Annotated in this window: 17 protein-coding genes; 12 read left to right on the plus strand and 5 right to left on the minus strand. The window is 34.8% G+C overall.

Annotation, left to right across the window (positions count from 1 at the left end):
* The first annotated feature begins 32 nt into the window (after positions 1 to 32).
* The 3 genes from ABI125_10155 (at position 33) to ABI125_10165 (ending at position 2,192) form a co-directional block, all read left to right on the plus strand.
* Positions 33 to 416 carry a hypothetical protein gene (locus ABI125_10155; protein XCF05086.1) on the plus strand — a complete coding sequence of 128 codons (384 nt, stop codon included), beginning with the start codon at positions 33 to 35 and terminating at the stop codon, positions 414 to 416.
* Complete coding sequence (locus ABI125_10160) at positions 406 to 1,002, plus strand: sugar transferase (GenBank protein ID XCF05087.1); 597 nt, start codon at positions 406 to 408, stop codon at positions 1,000 to 1,002. The genes ABI125_10155 and ABI125_10160 overlap by 11 nt, the downstream gene beginning before the upstream one ends.
* Before the next feature lie 119 nt (positions 1,003 to 1,121).
* Positions 1,122 to 2,192: a polysaccharide biosynthesis protein gene (locus ABI125_10165; protein ID XCF05088.1), complete on the plus strand. Its 1,071-nt coding sequence runs from the start codon at positions 1,122 to 1,124 to the stop codon at positions 2,190 to 2,192.
* Here ABI125_10165 and ABI125_10170 read toward each other — a convergent pair whose 3' ends face one another.
* Positions 2,193 to 3,365 carry a proline dehydrogenase family protein gene (locus ABI125_10170; protein ID XCF05089.1) on the minus strand — a complete coding sequence of 391 codons (1,173 nt, stop codon included), beginning with the start codon at positions 3,363 to 3,365 and terminating at the stop codon, positions 2,193 to 2,195.
* A gap of 84 nt (positions 3,366 to 3,449) precedes the next feature.
* Here ABI125_10170 and aroB point away from each other — a divergent pair, with 84 nt between their 5' ends.
* Positions 3,450 to 4,517 (plus strand): 3-dehydroquinate synthase, encoded by a 1,068-nt coding sequence (aroB, locus tag ABI125_10175; protein ID XCF05090.1) that lies wholly within the window; start codon positions 3,450 to 3,452, stop codon positions 4,515 to 4,517.
* An 81-nt stretch (positions 4,518 to 4,598) separates the two neighbouring features.
* Here aroB and ABI125_10180 read toward each other — a convergent pair whose 3' ends face one another.
* The 4 genes from ABI125_10180 to ABI125_10195 all read right to left on the minus strand — a co-directional run bounded on the left by ABI125_10180 (position 4,599) and on the right by ABI125_10195 (position 10,907).
* Positions 4,599 to 7,001, minus strand: coding sequence for a polysaccharide biosynthesis tyrosine autokinase (locus ABI125_10180; protein XCF05091.1), 2,403 nt, complete (start codon positions 6,999 to 7,001; stop codon positions 4,599 to 4,601).
* A 16-nt stretch (positions 7,002 to 7,017) separates the two neighbouring features.
* Positions 7,018 to 7,740 carry a polysaccharide biosynthesis/export family protein gene (locus ABI125_10185; GenBank protein ID XCF05092.1) on the minus strand — a complete coding sequence of 241 codons (723 nt, stop codon included), beginning with the start codon at positions 7,738 to 7,740 and terminating at the stop codon, positions 7,018 to 7,020.
* Positions 7,741 to 7,830: 90 nt separating this feature from the next.
* On the minus strand, positions 7,831 to 9,780 hold the full coding sequence (locus ABI125_10190) for a nucleoside-diphosphate sugar epimerase/dehydratase (protein ID XCF05093.1): 1,950 nt from the start codon (positions 9,778 to 9,780) through the stop codon (positions 7,831 to 7,833).
* The gene (locus ABI125_10195) at positions 9,777 to 10,907 is read right to left on the minus strand and encodes an aminotransferase class I/II-fold pyridoxal phosphate-dependent enzyme (GenBank protein ID XCF05094.1); all 1,131 of its coding nucleotides are present in this window, start codon (positions 10,905 to 10,907) and stop codon (positions 9,777 to 9,779) included. Before ABI125_10195 ends, ABI125_10190 begins: the two co-directional genes overlap by 4 nt.
* 1,051 nt (positions 10,908 to 11,958) lie before the next feature.
* Between ABI125_10195 and ABI125_10200 the strand changes: the two genes are divergently transcribed.
* The 8 genes from ABI125_10200 (at position 11,959) to ABI125_10235 (ending at position 20,657) form a co-directional block, all read left to right on the plus strand.
* Complete coding sequence (locus ABI125_10200) at positions 11,959 to 12,954, plus strand: SDR family oxidoreductase (protein XCF05095.1); 996 nt, start codon at positions 11,959 to 11,961, stop codon at positions 12,952 to 12,954.
* Between the two features lie 77 nt (positions 12,955 to 13,031).
* Positions 13,032 to 14,312 (plus strand): nucleotide sugar dehydrogenase, encoded by a 1,281-nt coding sequence (locus tag ABI125_10205; GenBank protein XCF05096.1) that lies wholly within the window; start codon positions 13,032 to 13,034, stop codon positions 14,310 to 14,312.
* Complete coding sequence (locus ABI125_10210; GenBank protein ID XCF05097.1) at positions 14,312 to 15,850, plus strand: oligosaccharide flippase family protein; 1,539 nt, start codon at positions 14,312 to 14,314, stop codon at positions 15,848 to 15,850. Before ABI125_10205 ends, ABI125_10210 begins: the two co-directional genes overlap by 1 nt.
* On the plus strand, positions 15,835 to 16,599 hold the full coding sequence (locus tag ABI125_10215) for a formyl transferase (protein ID XCF05098.1): 765 nt from the start codon (positions 15,835 to 15,837) through the stop codon (positions 16,597 to 16,599). The genes ABI125_10210 and ABI125_10215 overlap by 16 nt, the downstream gene beginning before the upstream one ends.
* A 29-nt stretch (positions 16,600 to 16,628) precedes the next feature.
* The gene (locus tag ABI125_10220) at positions 16,629 to 17,705 is read left to right on the plus strand and encodes a polysaccharide pyruvyl transferase family protein (GenBank protein XCF05099.1); all 1,077 of its coding nucleotides are present in this window, start codon (positions 16,629 to 16,631) and stop codon (positions 17,703 to 17,705) included.
* Positions 17,706 to 17,709: 4 nt separating this feature from the next.
* On the plus strand, positions 17,710 to 18,693 hold the full coding sequence (locus ABI125_10225; GenBank protein ID XCF05100.1) for a glycosyltransferase: 984 nt from the start codon (positions 17,710 to 17,712) through the stop codon (positions 18,691 to 18,693).
* Entirely contained in the window at positions 18,686 to 19,789 is a 1,104-nt protein-coding gene (locus tag ABI125_10230) for a glycosyltransferase (GenBank protein XCF05101.1), read from the plus strand. Before ABI125_10225 ends, ABI125_10230 begins: the two co-directional genes overlap by 8 nt.
* On the plus strand, positions 19,776 to 20,657 hold the full coding sequence (locus ABI125_10235; GenBank protein XCF05102.1) for a glycosyltransferase family A protein: 882 nt from the start codon (positions 19,776 to 19,778) through the stop codon (positions 20,655 to 20,657). The genes ABI125_10230 and ABI125_10235 overlap by 14 nt, the downstream gene beginning before the upstream one ends.
* Positions 20,658 to 20,668 lie beyond the last annotated feature (11 nt).

Below are 20,668 nucleotides of genomic sequence, written 5' to 3' on the forward strand. Positions count from 1 at the left end.
CTGAATTCTACATTTTTTTCACTCATACTAATATGAAACTAATACAGCGTATTGGCTATTATTTAGGTGGTTTTGCCATTGGATTGGTTCTTTTGGCCTTTTTTTTAAGCGGAAAAAAAACCTCTTGCAGTTATGGTCCCGAAGCACGTGTTTTAAAAAACATCAATACCAAAAAAATCATTTTTTCACCCGAAGTGCTTAATAGTTTGAGCAAACATGCTTTAGATTCTACTTCTATTCAAACGATATTTAAAAAAGGGGATATTAATTTTTCGAAAAGCGAACCGAGAAAAGAACCTTGCGCTGAATATTTAATTGAGGGCGAACTTAAAAACGAACAAATTCTATTAACTGTTGAAAACTGCGATAGTACGGCTACGGTTACCAACTTAAACGTAGAGTCTGGTGATTATTAAACGTTCGTTCGATATTATTTTTTCAGCCATAGGCCTTATCGCACTTGCTCCTGTCCTCTTACTTATAGCAGTTGTAATCAAATTAGATTCGAAAGGCCCAGTCTTTTTTATTCAAGGACGTGTAGGCAAAAACAATAAGGATTTTAATATTTACAAGTTCCGAACCATGCGCGTGCAATCTGAAAAAGGCGGACTACTCACCTTGGGCAATAACGATTCTCGCATTACTAAAATCGGTTATTTTTTAAGACGTTATAAAATCGATGAATTCCCTCAGCTTATCAACATTTTAAAAGGCGACATGAGTTTTGTTGGGCCACGCCCAGAATTGCGCTATTATGTTAACTTTTACAATGAAGACGACATGAAAATATTCCAAGTTCGTCCAGGCATCACTGGCTTAGCCTCCTTAAAATACCGAAACGAAGTAGAACTTTTAAAAGCCGCAAAAGACCCGGAAGCCTTTTTTATTGAAACCATTATTCCCGATAAATTAAAATTCAACAAAGAATACATAAAAAGAAGAAACTTTTTTTTCGACCTAAAACTTATTACGCTTACCGTTGTAAAAGTGATAACCAAATAAATTCTGGATTACGCAATCAATTTTCCGTCATCAACCTTGATTTTGGCATAAATTAATTATTATTCATACTTTGTGTGCATAATAAAACCTTAAACCATTACTTTAGCGACACTGTTTTAATGAACGAAAAAATAGCTCTTCAAATAGATCAATTATTAATTGACAGTGGTTTGTTTCAAACTAAAGCCAAACCTACAGCCTACAATAACGATTTTAACTTTTCAAATGAAACTGTTTTAATAACCGGCGCAGCAGGGTCGGTTGGTGCTGAACTATCCAAACAACTTTTAAATTGTAATTATAAACACTTGATTTTGGTCGATATGGCAGAATCGCCACTTTACGATTTAATAAAAACATTTGAACTTAACCATAAAAACCACACCAGCTACCACCTTTTAAACATTAACGATTCGGCTTCGATACATTTTATTTTTGAAAAGTATAAACCCACGCTCGTTTTCCACGCCGCAGCCTATAAGCATGTGCCTTTAATGGAAGAACATCCGCTTGAAGGCATTAAGACCAATATTTTTGCCACAAAAGAATTAGCCGAACTTTCAATACAATATGGTGTTAAGAAATTTATTTTCGTTTCAACCGATAAAGCTGTGAATCCATCGGGTGTTATGGGAATGACCAAACGGATTGCCGAAAAGCACCTTTCCTATTTAAATGCACAATACCATACTGTTTTTCTGAACGCTAGATTTGGAAACATTTTAGGCTCTAATGGTTCGGTGGTACCTCTTTTCAAAAGGCAACTGAAAAACGGAAGCCCAATAACACTAACTCAAAAGGATATTTCCAGATATTTTATTTGTAAACGCAAAGCCTGTTACTTAATTCTAAAAATGGCAGATTTTGATAAAAACACAACCAATACTTTCACCTTCAACATGGGCGAACCCATTAAAATTGTTGATATTATACAGCGCATGTTAAAGTATTACAATAAGAATGTAAGCGATATTGAAATAAAGAATACCGGCCTGCGCCCCGGCGAGAAACTCTTCGAAGAAATGATTTCAGAAAACGAATATTTAGAACCTACACTCGTTGAAGATATTTGGGCCGTAAAGGAAAAAAACAAGCAGAAATTTGAGGCCATTGATTTCAAATCATTGGAGCAGGTTAATTTTTACACCCCATATTCCGAAATCAAATCTATTTTGAAAAACAATGTGTAACTAAGTTTTTCTGCGCTTCTTTTCTTTAGTCAACAATGCCAATTCCCTTCCTGTTTGTCCTGCCACCGAAGTGTTTTCTTCAGCCCTTCTAATTAAATAGGGCACCACATCTTTTACTGGGCCGAATGGCATGTATTTGGCAACGTTATATCCTTTGTGTGCTAAATTAAAGCTAATATGGTCGCTCATTCCATAAAGTTGCCCAAACCAAATCCGTGGATCATTATTTAAAATACCCTTTTCGGCCATTAAACGCATCAATAAATAGCAACTATCTTCATTATGGGTGCCCGCAAAAATGGATATGCGCGCCAAGTTTTCCATCATATACCGCAAACCCTTATTGAAATTGTCATCAGTAGCGAATTTACTGAAACAAATGGGCGAACTGTAATCCATAGCCTCTGCACGGTCGTTCTCCTTTTCCATGTAAGCACCACGAACCAATTTGTAGCCCAAAAAATAATTGCCCTTTATCGCTTTTTTATGTTCCCGTTTTAAAAACGCCATACGGTCGTGGCGATACATTTGCAAGGTATTGAAAACAATGGGTTTTTCGGTGTTGTATCTGGCCATCATTAGGGTGACTAAATCATCTGCAGCGGCTTGCATCCAACTTTCTTCGGCATCTATCAAAACAGCAATATCGTTTTTTTTAGCTTTTTTACAGACTTCATCAAAACGCCCAATAACTTTATTCCATTCAGCTTGCTCTTCATTAGTCAAAGTAACTTTGCTCCCTACTTTTTCATAAAGGGCAAAACGTCCGAATCCACTAGGTTTGAACACTGCAATAGGAATAGCCTCCCGTTCTTTTGCAAAATCGATAATTTTTAAAATTTTATCCTTCGCGGCATCAAATTCAGTTTCGGTTTCTTTGCCCTCCACAGAATAATCCAACACAGAACTCACTCCTTTTTCATACATTCTTTCAATAACCGATAAACAATCCTTCTCACTAACACCGCCACAAAAATGGTCAAAAACCGTAGCTTTTATGATTCCTTCCACCGGTAAATGAGTTTTAATTGCAAAATTAGTGACCACCGTTCCTATTTTAACTAAAGGTTCGATGGAAATCATTTTGAACAAATAATAGGCGCGTTCTAATTCTGAATCACTTTTTAGGGAAAATGCAATTTGGGTGTTATCGAATATTAAGTCTGTATTCATTAAATTTCAAATATTACATAACGAAGTTATCATTTTTTGTAAAATCTCCTTAATTTCACGGCGTTAAAAAATACCTAATATTTTATGGATTCTATTACCGCTAACGATAGCGTTATTCATTTCAACGAAACGTGCTATACTTCGTTAAACCAACACCTAAAAGAGCAAAATTTCTCTAAGATTTTTATTTTGGTTGATGAGAATACGCACGAGCATTGTTTGCCCAAATTTTTAAGTAAACTTTCAACCAATACCGAAATTGAAATTATTGAAATAGAATCTGGTGAAATCAACAAGACCATTGACACTTGTGTTGGTGTATGGAATACGCTTTCGGAGCTCAATGCCGACCGAAAAAGTTTGTTAATCAATATTGGTGGTGGGGTAATTACCGATTTGGGTGGTTTTGTTGCTTGTACATTTAAGCGTGGCATTGCCTACATTAACGTTCCCACTACCCTGCTCTCTATGGTTGATGCCTCTGTTGGCGGAAAAACTGGTGTTGATCTTGGTGTTTTAAAAAACCAAATTGGTGTGATCAGCAATGCACATCAAGTGTTAATCGATACGGAGTATTTAGATACGCTACCACAAAACCAAATGCGTTCGGGGCTGGCAGAAATGTTAAAACACGGACTCATTACTGGTGAAGATTATTGGAGTAACTTTTTGAATTTATCGAACCTATCGTTGGAGGATTTAGACCGTTTGATTCACGAATCGGTAATCATAAAAAAGAACGTCGTTGAGCAAGATCCTTTTGAAAATGGTCTTAGAAAAACGTTAAACTTTGGCCACACTCTTGGGCATGCGGTAGAATCGTATTTTTTAAGTCACCCTGAAAAAACAACTTTATTACATGGCGAAGCTATTGTGGTGGGGATGATTTTGGAGTGTTATATTTCATCAAAACTTCTTGGTTTCCCTGAAAAACAAGTTGATAATATTAAAGATTTGTTTTTGGGTTACTACGGAAAAGTCACTATCGAACAAAGCGATTATGCCCCAATAATTGATTTACTGAAATACGATAAAAAGAATAGCCATGGCAGCATCAATTTCGTGCTTTTAGAAGCCATAGGAAAGCACCAATTAGATTGTACCGTTGATGAAGATTTGATTATTGAATCTTTTAAATATTACTCAAAATAACATCATTGTAAATTTTATAAAACAAAAAAGTGAAATCTTACGATTTCACTTTTTTTATGTTCTAACTTAAAGTTTTTAAAATTAACTTGCCTTTGAAAATAAACGCTTAAAAAAGCCCTTTTTTTCATCAGCTGAATAATAGCCATAGCGAGCACCATAGCCAAAATTAGACTGGTCTACATCATTAACTACCAACATCATTCCATTTAACTTGTTCTTTTCATGTAATTCCTTAGTGAAATTTAAAATGGACTTCTCGGTATAACCAGCGCGTGTTAAGTAAATGGTGTGTCCTGCGAATTGACTGATCAATAAGGTGTCAGTTACAAGCATAGCAGGAGCAGTATCAACAATCACAAAATCATAGTCAACTGAAACTTCGTCAAACAATGGCTTCATACGCTCGCTCATCAATAACTCTGCTGGATTTGGTGGAATTTTTCCGGCCAAAATCATATCCATATTATTACCATCCAAATCAAAAGTATTAATAGTATCCTGAACGCTTATTGAATCGTCATTCAAATATTCCGTCAATCCAATTTTTGAACCCTCGCTGGCTTTGGCTTTTGCTTTTATGATATCTGTATTCGGGTTTCTAATATCAGCTCCCATCAACAAAACACGCTTACCGGTATTAGCTAAAGTAAGGGCTAGATTGGCACTAAAAAACGACTTACCCTCTCCATTGACCGTAGAAGTTACAAAAATAACATTGTCGTAAGCTTTTAAGCTTCTGGCTCGCCTAACGTAATCAAAATTGGTTCTAATGATTCTAAAAGATTCAGACAACAGAGACCTGTCGTTTTTTTGAACAAAAGCATTTTGAGTATTCCCCAATTTTAGTCTAGGTATTTCCCCTAAAACAGTAATGTTGCTTATAGTTCCAACCAAATCTTCTTTATTGTGAATTTTGTTATCCAATAAATCTCGGACATAAATAACACTAAAAGGCAAAAGCAAACCTATAAAAATTGAAGCGATGTAAATAAGGTTTTTGTCAGGCGATACTGGTGATGAATACCCGTAAGCTTGTTCAACTACAACAGCATTTGGAGAAGTAGCCGTTAAAGATATGGTGGCTTCTTCCCTTTTTTCCAAAAGGTACAAATACAATTGTTCTTTAGTACCTTGTTCCCTTTCAATATCCCGTAATTCCCGAGTTTGCCCAGGAACGGCATAAAGTTTCGAATTAACCTTACTCAACTGGTTTTGCAAGCTATTCATTCTCAACTTTACGGTTTTGGCTGAGTTATCCAAACTTTGTCTTAAACTATTTCTGAGTGTGCTTAATTGCTCATCCAAATTGATAATTATGGGGTTCTTCTCACTGGAGCTTCTTAAACGCGTTTGTCTTTCAGTTAATAACTCATTATACTTGGCAGCCGTGGCAGTAATAGATTCATCGGCAAGCCCCAAGTTTGTAGGAAGAGGGTCAAAGGAATCGCCAGGTTCCCCCAACTGACCTGTCATAAAGTTGATAGTATTCAACTCATTTTTCACAATGTTCAATTCTTGTTCGCTTTGAGCACTAACACCCAAGTACATATTGGCTTCTGAAGCTACATCGGTAAGTTTATTGCCCGTTTTGTAACTTTCAGCAACATCGTCCACTTTGGCTAAATCGGCTTCTATTAACTTTATACGGGCATCAATGAAATCGGCAGTGTTTTTGGATTTTATGTTCTTCTCCCTAATGGTGTTTTTGTTATAAACCGCTATCAAGGTATTTATGAAATCAATCGCTTTAGATTTCACGGGGTCCTGCATTGAGACCTTTACAATCCTTGAGTTCTTTTCAATAGGCTCGAGTTTGATTTTGTACTTAAAATACGGCACCAAACTAGAAATTGGTGTTATTTGAACACGGATATTTTTGCCTATTATATTTGAAGTATCTTCACTTTTAGGCGTTATAACTACCCCCCCTATTTTAGTTTTTATACTTTCGCCAAATTCCATTTTCTTTGGAGTATCATCTTCGTAAGCTTTGTAATTGAATTCCACATCTGATAATGGCTCAATATAAAAGTTCAACCAAGAACTGTTGATTATTGAATCCGATTCAATAAAATTGATGTTGAAAGGGGCTTTGTCATACAATTCTGTTTCATGGACTCTACCCTGAACAAAAAACTGGATATTTAAATCTAATTCTTCAATAACATCTTGAATGATTGTTCTTGAGGTAACAATAGCCACCTCATCTTCAAGTTTAGCGCTTTCAGTCCCTGAAAACATAGGCAAATCCTTAAATGCTGCTCCAGCTCCCGAACCTTCATCATCACTAACTATTTTCACCTTAGCGTATGCCTCATACTGTGGTGTTGTGTACCTGATATAAGTAAATGCTATGCCTACAGATAATAATAAACATAGTAAAAACCAGGGCCAACGTTTTGTGTATGATGACAGGGTTTTCTTTAAGTTAAAATCCTGAGAACTGGACGACTCAGAAAAGGAACTTTGATTATTTGTAGTCATAATGATAGTTTAATATTTAACGTGTTACAAGAATCACTATTCCCAAGATAAATGAAGAAATAGAAAGTACCGTTCCTAACCTAGCATCAACAAAATAACCAGATGCCGCAGAATGATTAGGCTCTACATAAATAATGTCGTTTTGGGTTAAAAAGTAAACGGGAGAATTGAAAAGTTCTTTGTTGGTCAAGTCCACACGGGTGTAAGTTTTAGTACCCTTAAAATCCCTAACTACTAACACGTTATCTCTACGGCCTTTAATAGTCAAATCACCTGCCGTTGCCAAAGCTTGCAATAATGTAATTCTTTCTCCGGTAATTGAAAATGTGCCAGGGTTTCTTACCTCTCCTAAAACGGAAATCCTAAAGTTTAAAATTCTAACAATAACAACGGGGTCTTTCAGATAACCTTCCTCTAGCTTTTGTTGGATAAGGTCTCTTACTTCACTTACCGTTAAGCCCAAAACTTTAATCTTTCCTAAAACAGGAAATTCAATATTTCCGTTTACGTCAACCAAGTAATTTATAATTTGACCTGCAGAACCAGCCTCTCTAAACAAATTAAATGGCTTTGACGCTTCCATATCAAAAGTTGACACAGAAATACTCAGGTTGTCGTCAATCTTTATTTTCGGTTCAAAAGTATCGGTGTCAACTATGGTTTCAAAATTTTTGGCATTCTGAAAATAGGCCACTTCTTTTTTAGGCGAACATGAAGTTGCAAATAAAGTACTAATCACACAAAGCTTGATTAGTACTTTAATAGTACAAGATTTTAGATTCATTATAATTTGAATTTGGGGAGGGAAGGTAGTAAAAAAATTAGTTATTTATAGGTTTACTGTGCTTTTATCTGAACTAGTAGATAATCCTTTTGCTTTCTTGTAAATTTGAACTTTCTTATCGTATCTTTCGTAGTCAGAATTATTTGATTTGTATTCCGGTATCAATCGCTTCATTTTCATAACAATATTATTATTTTGGAAGCGGTTTGTAATACAAAGTTCTTCAATTTCATTCTTAATCTTGGCATAGTCCAATTCTCTGGTCTTGCTAATCATAATTTTCTTATGGTAGGTAGAAAGCGTATTTTCTCCGTTAGCCAATAACTCTTCGTAAAGTTTTTCGCCTGGACGTAAGCCTGAAATTTTTATGTCGATATCTTCTGGGAATCTTAATCCTGAAAGCTTAATCATATTCTTGGCTAAATCGTAAATCTTTACAGATTCACCCATGTCGAAAATAAATATCTCACCGCCTTTCCCCATGGTTCCAGCTTCCAAAACCAATTGAGACGCTTCTGGTATGGTCATAAAATACCTAGTAATCTCTTTATGGGTCAAGGTTAACGGCCCTCCATTTTCTATTTGCTTTTTAAACAATGGAATAACTGAACCATTAGAACCTAATACATTACCAAAACGTGTGGTGATGAACTTAGTCTTGCTTTCTTTTTGAAGACAACTAATGTACATTTCTGCCATTCGCTTAGTGGCTCCCATCACACTTGTTGGGTTAACCGCTTTATCCGTAGATACAAAAACAAACTTTTTAACATTGTACCTTGAAGCTGTATCGGCTAATAGTTTGGTTCCGTTAACATTGATTTTAATGGCCTCGTAAGGAGACTCTTCCATTAAAGGCACATGCTTATAAGCAGCTGCATGGAACACCATAGTAGGCTTGTGGTTTTGAAAGATAGTATCAATCCTCAAACCGTCTCTAATATCTGCTACAATAGCTGTAAAATTATACTTTCCTGCACGTTTTAAATCTTGCTGAACATCATACAATGCTGATTCTGCCTGATCCACTAAGACCAAATGCTTTACATCATAATTTGAAAGTTGATTAACCAACTCACTACCTATAGATCCAGCAGCTCCGGTAACCAAAATGGTTTCACCGTTAAACTCGTCCAATAAATTAGGATTATCGATTTGGATAGGCGCACGACCTAATAAATCTTCAATCTGGAACTGCTTAATTTGCTTAGTACTTAACTCACCATTGATCCAACTTTCAATAGGTGGCACCTTGGTGATTTTAGTATTGGTATCAGCCAATTTATCGATTAAAGCCATAATCCTGTTCTTGTCAACAGTTTGTGAGGCAACAACAATTTCGTCGATATCATTTTTTATAACAAAAGCAGTATCAACCATAGAGCCATGAATGATTCGGGATCCATTAATATGCTTACCACTTTTCTTGATATCATCATCAATAAAAGACACTACATTGTAACTGGTTGACATATTATTTACCAAGGCATTATAAGTTACTATACCAGAATCACCGGCTCCATAAATCATAACACGTTTAGTGGACAGAAACTTACAGCTTAAGTATTTGTAAGCTATCTTAAACAATAATCTGCTCGAACTTAATGCCACAAAACTCAACAAAGCATGAATGATGATTATTGAAAGCGGAATGGTAAAACCAGGAACCACATCAAAAGCTCTATTTAAAAGCACAAAGAAACCAGAAGCTAATGTAGTTACAACCACAAACTTAAACACATTGATTACATCAGCAAACCCAGTATGCCTAATCACACTTTTAAAAGAACCTACTGCCAATAAACTAAGCACGCTTATGGTTAAAACAAATGGCAACTGGAGCACAAATTGTTCTAAATTAAAATCCAATGTAAAATTGAATCTAATAAAGTATGCTGCAAAAAAAGCCGACATAACCATAGCTATATCGATAGCAAATACTAGCCATTTAGAAGCGTATTTTTGCGATAAATAAGTAAAGTAATTATTAATCATAAGTTTGGGGTTTTTAATATAGTACTTAATATTCTATCTAAATCTTCTTGAGTTAGGTTTGATCCACTTGGCAAACAAAGTCCGCGGTTGAATAAATCTTCTGAAACACCATTGGTAAAATGTACACTGTTTTTAAACACAGGCTGCATGTGCATAGGCTTCCACAATGGTCTGGATTCAATATCCTCTTCCAACAAAGCTAATCGTATTTGCTCTCTAGCTTCGTACGACTTTGTTGTTATACAGGTAATCCATCTGTTCGAGTATACATTTTCAGGCTCTTCCAAGAATGAAATCCCTTCAATGTGTGATAAATGCTTTTTATAAAATTCAAAATTTTGCCTTCTAGCAGTAACGCGGTCATTCAAAACCTCCATCTGCCCTCTTCCAATACCAGCCAAAACATTACTCATTCGGTAATTAAACCCGATAGAAGAATGCTCATAGTGAGGTGCATTATCACGAGCTTGGGTAGATAGAAACACTGCTTTTTCTTTTTCTTCCTTAGTATTTACAACCAATGCTCCTCCACCGGAAGTGGTAATGATTTTATTTCCATTAAATGAGAAAATCCCCATATCGGCAAGCGCACCACAATAAGCACCAAAATAAGTACTTCCTAATGCTTCTGCACTATCCTCAACCACAGGTATGTCATATTTTTCAGCTACAGCGTTAATCTCTTTAGCTTTATACGGCATACCATATAAGTGTACAGCTATGATAGCCTTTGGCTTTTTGTGTTTTTGGATTCTATCTTGAATAGCAATTTCCAGTAATTCGGGCGACATGTTCCAAGTGTCAGATTCGCTGTCAACAAACACCGGAGTTGCTCCTTGATATATAATAGGATTTGCTGAAGCTGAAAAAGTAAAGCTTTGGCAAATCACTTCATCGCCTTGGCCTACACCCAATAATTGTAAAGCTAAATGTATGGCTGCTGTACCAGAACTTAACGCGGCAACATACTTTTCGTTACCAATATATTGTTTAATATCATTTTCAAAACCATTTACGTTTGGCCCTAAAGGCGCTATCCAGTTGGTAGAAAAAGCTTCATTAACAAACTTCTGTTCTGTACCTCCCATGTGGGGAGAAGAAAGATATATTTTGGTTTTTGTCAACATTAAATTTTACTTTAAATTCCGCACAAAAAGACCTAGGTCGTAATTGTTTGGATTACAACAGTTACATGCTTTAAAAATGTTTTGGATATTTCCCTCTTTATTCATGTAACAAAATTATTTTAACTAATAACTATTTATCAATAACATACTAAAACATATAACCTATAATCCTAATTAAATATAAGAAGCAATAGTTTTGAGAGTTTAACTACAACTATATGTTTTAATTTGTTTTTAATTCAATTAAATCAACCTGCTATTAATCAATTCAATTTTGTTAACTACGGTGTAAATTTAGTAATAGTTTCATATCACAAGGTCTAGTTTTTAGTTATTTCGCTAAAAGAGTGATTAAAATCGGTTAACTACATTTGTGATTTTTTACAAAAGAAAAACCGTGCACATTATCGATGCTGTGGTTTCTCACATTAATAAGAAACAAAAAGATATCAGCATAGTATGTATGGCAATATAGATTGTAAACTGAAGTTGTATAAACAACATATCTTTTCATGGATACATTAGATTAACCTTAAATAATTTAATTTATGGTTCGTCAGTTTGATGAGCTACCTCACAAACAACGAAAGAACCTCTTTAATTGGTGTTCGAGGTTATATTCAACAGATAGCTCTGGTTGCCCCTCCCTCGTTATGAAGACGGATTTTATTTCGGCGTCATTCCTATAAAGGTTAGGTAATCCGAGCGCAGCAGCCTGTGCTTAGCTAAGTCGTAGTACTGAAATCTGTTAATTGATAATCCACTCTCTATTCAAAAGATAGTCACAGACACCTTCGTTATGATCTGATACTTTACATCATCTAGATTATCTTCATTCTGATGAGCGCTGTTCAACGGGGGGTGCCTTCAACAGATGGCCAGTCTTACCTTCCTCGCCATGAGGTTTAAATTAAAAAAGCGATGCACTCATCGAGATTTTTAGCACTTTTTTGTGTTTCGTCGGAAAAAACCAAACCTTGATATAAATAGTGTAGTTTGTTGGATATTTTTTTTAATATTTGTCTCGAAATAATTAAAACCCAAATTTATAATGACTACGGAGCAACTGAACATGTTGACAAACAAGAAAATACTTGTAACTGGCGGTGCTGGATTCATAGGTTCAAATCTCATTGAAACATTATTAAGCCACAACACAAATGTGGTATGCTTAGATAATTTTTCTACAGGGAAAAGAAAAAACATAGAACCTTTCCTAGAAAACAAAAACTTTAAGTTGATTGAAGGTGACATTAGAAACCTTGAGGACTGCCATAAGGCCTGTTCGGGTGTTGATTTTATATTGCACCAAGCTGCTTTGGGTTCCGTACCACGTTCCATAAAAGACCCTATAACCACAAACGATGTTAATGTTTCTGGTTTTTTAAACATGTTAGTCGCCGCCAGAGATGCCGAGGTTAAGCGCTTTGTTTACGCCGCAAGCTCATCCACTTATGGCGACCATGAAGCGTTGCCTAAAGTTGAAGATGTTATCGGTAAGCCACTTTCACCATACGCTATTACTAAATATGTAAACGAACTTTACGCCGATATTTTTCATAAAACATATGGCTTAAATACTATTGGCTTAAGGTATTTTAACGTGTTTGGACGCCGACAAGACCCAAATGGGGCTTATGCTGCGGTTATTCCAAAATTTGTTCAGCAATTTATTAAACATGAATCTCCAATGATTAATGGAGATGGCAGTTACTCTAGAGACTTTACCTATATTGACAATGTGGTCCAAATGAACCTCAATGCTATAACGACCAATAATGAAAATGCGCTGAACACGGTTTACAATGTGGCCTTTGGAGAACGCACTACGCTTTTGGAATTGGCCACTTTATTAAAAGAGTATCTTTCAGAATTTGATAAATCCATCAAAGACGTTGAAATCAAGCACAGAGAAAATAGAGCTGGCGACATACCGCATTCTTTGGCATCAATTGATAAGGCAAAAACCTTATTGAATTACCAACCTAAATACAATATCAATACTGGTTTAAAAGAAGCCGTTTCATGGTATTGGGATAATCTTTAATTTTTTGCTGATTATTAAATTAGGTTGTTAGGGCCATATTACTTTTTCAAGGGAAACATCACAAAATACATTAAAAAATGAATAATATAAAAATTGCTGTTATTGGTTTAGGCTATGTAGGCCTGCCATTAGCTAGGCTGTTTGCTACAAAATACAATGTTGTTGGTTTCGATATCAACGAAGCCAGGGTTAAAGAGTTATCAAACGGGAATGACTCTACATTAGAAGTCGAATCCGATACTTTAAAATCGGTATTAAAAGAGACTAACAGTAATGAAACTGGTCTTTTTTGTTCTTCGAATTTAGAAGACATTAAACACTGCAACTATTATGTAGTCACCGTTCCCACACCTATCGATAAAAACAACAGACCAGATTTAACACCGTTGTATAAATCGAGTGAAACCGTTGGAAAGGTTCTAAAAAAGGGTGATATTGTCATCTATGAATCAACTGTTTACCCTGGTGTTACAGAAGATGAATGTATCCCCGTTTTGGAAAAGGTTAGCGGATTAAAATTCAATGAAGATTTTTATGCAGGATATTCTCCAGAACGTATAAATCCGGGTGATAAGTTGCATACGGTTGATAAAATCTTAAAAGTAACTGCTGGATCTACACCAGAAATTGGTAAAAAAGTCGATGCGCTTTATGCTAGTGTAATTACTGCTGGCACGCACCTCGCCCCTACCATTAAGGTGGCAGAAGCCGCTAAGGTTATTGAAAATTCCCAACGCGATATCAATATTGCTTTCGTTAACGAATTGGCTAAAATCTTTAACCTAATGGATATCGATACGCATTCCGTTTTGGAGGCAGCGGGTACCAAATGGAACTTTTTACCGTTTAAACCCGGTTTAGTTGGTGGCCATTGTATTGGGGTTGACCCTTACTATTTAGCCCAAAAAGCTCAAGAAGTGGGCTACCACCCTGAAATCATTTTAGCCGGTCGCCGTGTAAATGACGGCATGGGACAATACGTCGCTTCTGAAGTGATTAAGCTTATGGTTCAAAATGACCTAAAAATTAAAGGGTCGAACATTTTGGCACTAGGCATTACGTTCAAGGAAAATTGTCCTGATGTACGAAACACCAAAGCAGTAGATGTCATAAATCAACTTAAAAGCTACGGTAGCAATGTCATTGTTTATGACCCTTGGGCGAACCCCGAAGAAGTGATGCATGAATATGGACTAAAAACTACCCAAGAACTTCCTAAAGGACAGTTTGATGCTGTAGTTTTAACAGTAGCGCATAAAGAGTTTCTTAACCAAGACCTAAATAGCCTGCTGAACACAAGCGGTGTTTTATATGATGTTAAAGGCGTCATTAAAGCCCCTAACTGTAAACGACTCTGATGAAAATCAATCAACTTAAGGGCGGAGCTGCATTATCATATGCTACTATATTCTTGACTAATATAGTTGGATTGGTACTCACACCGTTTATTATCCGATCTTTGGGAAGTGCTGAATATGGTCTTTATACCATGATTGGGGCCTTAGTTGGTTATATGAGCGTATTGGATTTTGGTCTGAATAATACCATTATAAGATTCATTGCTAAATATCGAGCTGAAAATGACAGAAAAGGTGAAGAAAACTTTTTGGCTCATAGCTTTATCATGTATTTATGTATTTCAGTTTTAATTACTATTATTGGGTGTTTTCTATACTTTAATTTAGAAAACTTATATGGTACCACATTAACTGGAGGTCAAATGGGAAAAGCAAAAAACATGATGCTTATCTTAATTTTTAATTTGGCAATAACGCTCCCAGGAGGTTCCTTTGCTGGAATTTGCTATGGTTATGAAGAGTTTATACTTCCTAAAGTGACTAATATTTTTAGGTATATTTTAAGAAGCGTTTTAGTTGTTACTGTGTTGCTTTATGGAGGTGATTCAATAAGCCTTGTGGTTTTAGATACCATTATGAACCTATTGGTTATCTCTATCAACATGTTCATTGCATTTAAAATTTTAAAAATTCGTTTTAAATTGCACAGTCTTGACAAAAAGTTGTTTTCAATAACCTTAAGCTTTTCACTTTGGCTTTTTGTTTTTGCAATAGTAAATCAATTAAGGTGGCAATTTGGGCAGTTAATTATTGGATTATATTATTCAACAACAGTAGTTGCCATTTATGCTGTTGGTATTACTTTAGGTAATTATTATGGCGCTTTTTCAAGTGCAATTGAGTCGGTTTTTTTACCAAGAGCCATTCAAATGACTGTGAAAAATTTACCTTCAGAACAACTCACTAATACGTTTATTAAGATATCTAGAATAATTCTTATCATTTTACTTTATATTCTTGGGGCATTTGTTATTGTTGGAAAAGACTTTGTTTACTTTTGGGTTGGAGAAGAATACTATATGGCATATTATTATGCCGTGGTTATAATGATCGGGCTTACCCCTATTCTATCCCAAGGTTTTGCAAATAATATACTTGAAGCCAGAAACCTAATAGCATACCGAGGGAAATTACTTTTGAGTTTAACAATTATCGGTACTTCACTAGGTTTTATAGTGGTCCAGAAAATAGGGGTTCTTGAAATGATTCTAACTACAGTAATTTTCATGTTTATTGAGCGTGCTATGATGTATTCCTACTACGTAAAAAAGGCAAAACTCAATATGTTTAGATACTACCAAGAAATATTTCCTCTATTTGTGAACTGTGCTTTTTTGATAACTATTGGGCTTATTTGTAACATGTTTTTACCAAGTAAGAGTATATTCGTGGCTCTTTTAAGTGCACTAGTTTACAGTGCTGTATATGCTGTAAGCTCTATGAAAATAATGACTGAATATGAAAAATCTTTAACGGCGCAATTGTTAAATAAACTTCCTCTTACAAGAAAAATTAAAAGAAAATGGACAAAAAAATAATAATGATGGCGGGGGAAGGAAATTCCTCCTATTGCAACTACAATGCTCTTAAAAAGGATTATAACATTTCTCATATTATTGTTGATGCACCAACGGACAAAAAAAACTTTTTAAAACGACGGATAAAAAAACTTGGATTGACGACGGTAATTGGACAAGTGCTATTTAAAAAGTTGGTAATTCCTTACCTAAATCGAGAATCAAAAAATAGAATAGATGAAATTGTTAAGAAAAACAAATTGTCTTTTGAAAAATTTGAACCAGAAAAGACTATAAATGTATCATCGGTAAACTCAGAAGATTGTATAAACATTTTAAAAGAAATAGCACCAGATTTGGTTATAGTAAATGGCACCCGTATAATATCAAAAAAGGTCTTGAATTCCATTTCCGGAACATTTATTAATACACATGCTGGAATGACCCCACTTTATAGAGGAGTCCATGGGGCATATTGGTCAAAAATAAATAAAGATGGACATTGTGGTGTTAGTGTTCATTTGGTAGATCCTGGTATAGATACAGGGGGGATTCTTTTTCAAGAATTAATAGAAACAAATGATAACGATAATTTTGTTTCCTATACTTACCTTCAGATGGCCAAAGGGATCGAACTTATGAAAAAGGCCATAGATAGTATCTTAATTGGGCAAGCTAAAGTCGTAACCAATAATTTGGACAGTAAATTATGGAGCCATCCAACTATCTGGTTTTATTTAAAGCATAGAATATTCCACGGTGTAAAGTAATTGTTATTCCCAAATCAAACAACAGAAAAATGATTAGCTCTATAAAAAAACTTATTCCTTTCAATTTAAAGGCTTCTACACATTTGATGATGTATAGCTTTAAACCTTTAAATGCATTTAGCTTTAAACAACCTCGTGTGGCATCAAAGCGCGTGTTTATCTTTCTGGCAGCCGATTACGGGAATTTAGGAGACGTTGCCATAACGCATGCCCAACATAAATTCCTCCAAAATAATTTCCCAGAGTATTTAGTTACTGAAATCCCAATAAGCAAAACAATTGAGGGGATAGCCTTTGTAAAAAAAATAATAGCAAAAGGTGATATCGTTACAACTGTTGGTGGAGGAAATATGGGAGACCTCTACCCTATGATTGAGCACTTTAGACAAATGGTAATCAGTAATTTCAGAAACAACATGGTTGTTTCATTTCCTCAAACCATAGATTTTAGCGAGACTATAAAAGGAAAAAAGGGTCTGAACAAGGCTATAAGGGTATATTCCAAACATAAAAATTTAATTTTATTGGCAAGAGAGGAAAAAACGTATAAATTTTTCACTCAACATTTTAAAAACAACCAATCCGTACTTGTGCCTGATATCGTGTTGAGTTTGGATAAAACCATTCCTTCTAAAGAAAGAAATGGCGCTATAATTTGTCTGAGAAACGACAAAGAAAAAAAACTAAACCAACAGGAAGAGGAAATTCTATTTGAAATTATTGACAAATGTTTTGATAAAAAAACGACCAGAGATACTCACATAGGAGGAGAAAACCTATCTCTGTTTAGCCGTACTAAAGCACTTTTTAGTATTTGGGAGGATTTTAAAGGTGCTGAAGTCGTAATTACTGATAGATTGCATGGTATGATTTTTTGCTTTATCACCAACACTCCTGCTATTGTTTTTTTAAACAATAACCATAAAATAAAATCTTCATTTGAATGGATTAAAAAATCTAAGAGAATTCTTTTAATTGAAAATTTTTCAAAGGACATAATTACAAAATCCTTAAAAACCCTAAAAGAACAAGACAATTCCGAAAAGAAAGAAAACCTTTTACCTCGATACAATGAGGCAATAAATATAATAAAAGAAAAAAAATAGTACGATGGCACCAATGTTAACCATAGCTATACCCGTTTATAACGTATCGCAATATGTTGAAAAATGCATTAGGAGCTGTTATAATCAAGATGTTCCCGTATCAGATTATGAAATAGTAATTGTTAACGATGGTTCAAAGGATAACAGCCTACAGATTTGCGAGAAACTTCAAAAAGAGTTTCCTTCTCTAAAAATTATTACCCAAAAGAACAAGGGCTTGAGCGGTGCCAGAAATACTGGGTTAGTGCATGCCCAAGGTGAATATATCTGGTTTGTAGACTCTGATGATTGGATTGAAGAAAATTGTTTAGGCGAAATTTTCAGTCTTTTAAGACTGCATAAATCTGATATTTTTTGGTTGGGACACGATGTTATTGTAAACAACAATTCTTACAGAAAATTTATCCCAACAAAAATAGACAACCCAATATCTGGTGAAGAAATGTTCACTAACCACCTGAACAACCTGTTCTACATATGGAAATTTATTTATAGAACGGATTTTTTAATTGAAAACGAGTTAAAATTTTTTGAGGGCATTTTATATGAAGACCTTGAGTTTACGCCCAGGGCTTTGCTAAAGGCAAAAACATGTTTTACCATACCAAATGCTTTTTACAATTATTTAATTAGACAAGGTAGTATTGCCAGCCTAAATAATATTAAAGATAAGAGTATCAATGATAGGCTAGCAATTATTGATGGATTGTCAGAATTACAAAAGGATAAAAGTGTATCGAAAATTTACAGTAACAAGCTTAGGGAAATCATTTTAGAATCCTATATAACAACCATAAAGATGAGCTCTCGGGGTAAATTGAAATTACCTCCATTAGCCTTTAGGATTATAAAGAGAATCAAGGACGAACAATATTTAATTTCTTCAAATAAAATGGCTTTTTATATAATGAAGGCCAATCTTAACATATATCATAGATTTTACAAGAACGCTTACGCTTTAGCCTCAAAAATTAGACGTTATGCATAGAATTTTACATGTTGTTGGACGTATGAACAGAGCCGGTGCAGAAACCATGCTCATGAACTTATACCGAAAGCTAGATAGAACCAGATACCAATTTGATTTTTTGTACTTCACAGACGAGCACTGCGATTATGATGACGAAATAAAGTCGCTTGGAGGTAGGATTTTTAGGGTATCCGGCAAAAATCCATTAAGTCGAACTTGGGCTACTTACAAACTTTTTAAAAATGAAAAAACATTTTATGCAATACAATGCCACCAAATGTTTAGTAACGCATTTCATCTACTTGCCGGGTATCATGGAGGCATCGAGATGAGAATTGCCCACTCCCATAACACAAGCGATGCAAATAGTAACAAACTTATAGGGAAGATATACCATTCCATATCTAAAAAATTAATCTCTAAATATGCAACTCATTTTATAGCTTGCGGAGACATTGCAGGAAAATTTTTATTCCCAAAAGAAGAGAACGTTACTTTTCTTCCCAATGCTATTGATTTAAGCGCTTTTATAACTGAAACGCGCATAAATCGTCAAGTAGTTTTCAACAATAAGGATATTGATGAAAATACGATAGTTATAACTCAAATAGGTAGATTGAGCCCGGTTAAAAACCATAGGTTTACTCTAAAGCTTGCAGAATATTTAAAATCAAAAAACTTCAATTTTCACCTAGCTATTGTTGGGTCAGGCCATTTGGATCAAGAATTAAGGGAGCTGGTCGAAAAACTAAATCTAGAGAAACAAGTTACTCTCTATGGAACACGCAGCGACATTGCTACCATCTTGAAAAATTCTTCAATGATGATTATGCCATCTTTGTTTGAAGGGTTTCCGGTTGTTTTGGTTGAATCTCAAGCTTGTGGAACACCATCTTTAATATCCTCAAATATTTCACCTGAAGTAGATTTAAAAATGGGATTAATTGAGTTTTGCGACCTAAATGATGATTTAGAAAACTGGTTCAAGAAAATAAATAGCATTTCAAAACAACCTAAGGTTGAAGCGACAACGAGAGAAAAAATTTTGTCGGAAAAAGGTTTTAACATAGATCTTAGTGTAAAAAAATTAGAAACATTTTATGGAAAAAAATAACCAACCCTTAGTCACAATAGGAATTCCGTTTTATAACACTGAAAAACATCTTGCAAGTGCAATAAAATCAGTAATTTGTCAATCTTATTCAAATTGGGAGCTTTTGCTAATGGACGATGGGAGTTCTGATAAATCTGTTGAAATTGCCAAAGATTTTGAAGCTAAAGATAAAAGAATAAAAGTTTTTAGCGATGGCAAAAATTTTAAGTTGCCTACACGTCTAAATCAATTGTCAAAGCTAGCTAATGGGGTGTTTTATGCCAGAATGGATGCTGATGATATGATGCATCCTGACAGGCTAAAAATCCAAGTTGAGTTTTTATTGGATAACCCAGAGGTAGATTTATTGGGGACCGGGCTTGTGGCCATTGATGGGGCTAATCAAATAATAGGCATAAGAAAAGGTTATGCGAAAAAAAAAGTTTTGCTTAAACAAATTATTTTTGGTGGCTGGGCCGTTCATCCAACCATTACAGGCAAGACTGAATGGTTTAAAAAAAATAAATACGACGAAAAGCTAACCCGCACAGAAGACTTTGACTTGTGGGTCAGAACAGTTGAGACTAGTCATTTTTGTAATATAGATTTTTTAGGCCTATATTATAGAGAGGAAAGTGAATTGTCGTTAAAGAAATATTTGATTTCGACTAGACAATCGCTAAAACTGTATTGGAAAAACAGAAAAATTATAGGATTACATTACTGTATTTTTTACTATTTTTTGAAATCCTTTAAACTTATAACCTATCTATTATTTAATTATACAGGGTTGATGCATATTCTTGTAAAGAGGAGGTCTGGTGCAATGAGTTCTATCGATATTCACCATCATGAAAGTGTAATAGCGAGTATTGTTGCAAAAAAATAAACATTAAAAAG

Source organism: Tamlana crocina, assembly GCA_040429635.1.
Classification (GTDB): domain Bacteria; phylum Bacteroidota; class Bacteroidia; order Flavobacteriales; family Flavobacteriaceae; genus Flavisericum; species Flavisericum crocinum.

Bases quoted from the DNA above. Each gene is read 5' to 3' on its own strand.
- ABI125_10225 (XCF05100.1), top strand. From the start codon at position 17,710: ATGGCACCAATGTTAACCATAGCTATACCCGTTTATAACGTATCGCAA.
- ABI125_10170 (XCF05089.1), bottom strand. From the start codon at position 3,365: ATGAATACAGACTTAATATTCGATAACACCCAAATTGCATTTTCCCTA.
- ABI125_10200 (XCF05095.1), top strand. From the start codon at position 11,959: ATGACTACGGAGCAACTGAACATGTTGACAAACAAGAAAATACTTGTA.
- ABI125_10215 (XCF05098.1), top strand. From the start codon at position 15,835: ATGGACAAAAAAATAATAATGATGGCGGGGGAAGGAAATTCCTCCTAT.
- ABI125_10155 (XCF05086.1), top strand. From the start codon at position 33: ATGAAACTAATACAGCGTATTGGCTATTATTTAGGTGGTTTTGCCATT.
- ABI125_10210 (XCF05097.1), top strand. From the start codon at position 14,312: ATGAAAATCAATCAACTTAAGGGCGGAGCTGCATTATCATATGCTACT.
- ABI125_10220 (XCF05099.1), top strand. From the start codon at position 16,629: ATGATTAGCTCTATAAAAAAACTTATTCCTTTCAATTTAAAGGCTTCT.
- aroB (XCF05090.1), top strand. From the start codon at position 3,450: ATGGATTCTATTACCGCTAACGATAGCGTTATTCATTTCAACGAAACG.
- ABI125_10230 (XCF05101.1), top strand. From the start codon at position 18,686: ATGCATAGAATTTTACATGTTGTTGGACGTATGAACAGAGCCGGTGCA.
- ABI125_10180 (XCF05091.1), bottom strand. From the start codon at position 7,001: ATGACTACAAATAATCAAAGTTCCTTTTCTGAGTCGTCCAGTTCTCAG.
- ABI125_10190 (XCF05093.1), bottom strand. From the start codon at position 9,780: ATGATTAATAATTACTTTACTTATTTATCGCAAAAATACGCTTCTAAA.
- ABI125_10195 (XCF05094.1), bottom strand. From the start codon at position 10,907: ATGTTGACAAAAACCAAAATATATCTTTCTTCTCCCCACATGGGAGGT.
- ABI125_10205 (XCF05096.1), top strand. From the start codon at position 13,032: ATGAATAATATAAAAATTGCTGTTATTGGTTTAGGCTATGTAGGCCTG.
- ABI125_10165 (XCF05088.1), top strand. From the start codon at position 1,122: ATGAACGAAAAAATAGCTCTTCAAATAGATCAATTATTAATTGACAGT.
- ABI125_10235 (XCF05102.1), top strand. From the start codon at position 19,776: ATGGAAAAAAATAACCAACCCTTAGTCACAATAGGAATTCCGTTTTAT.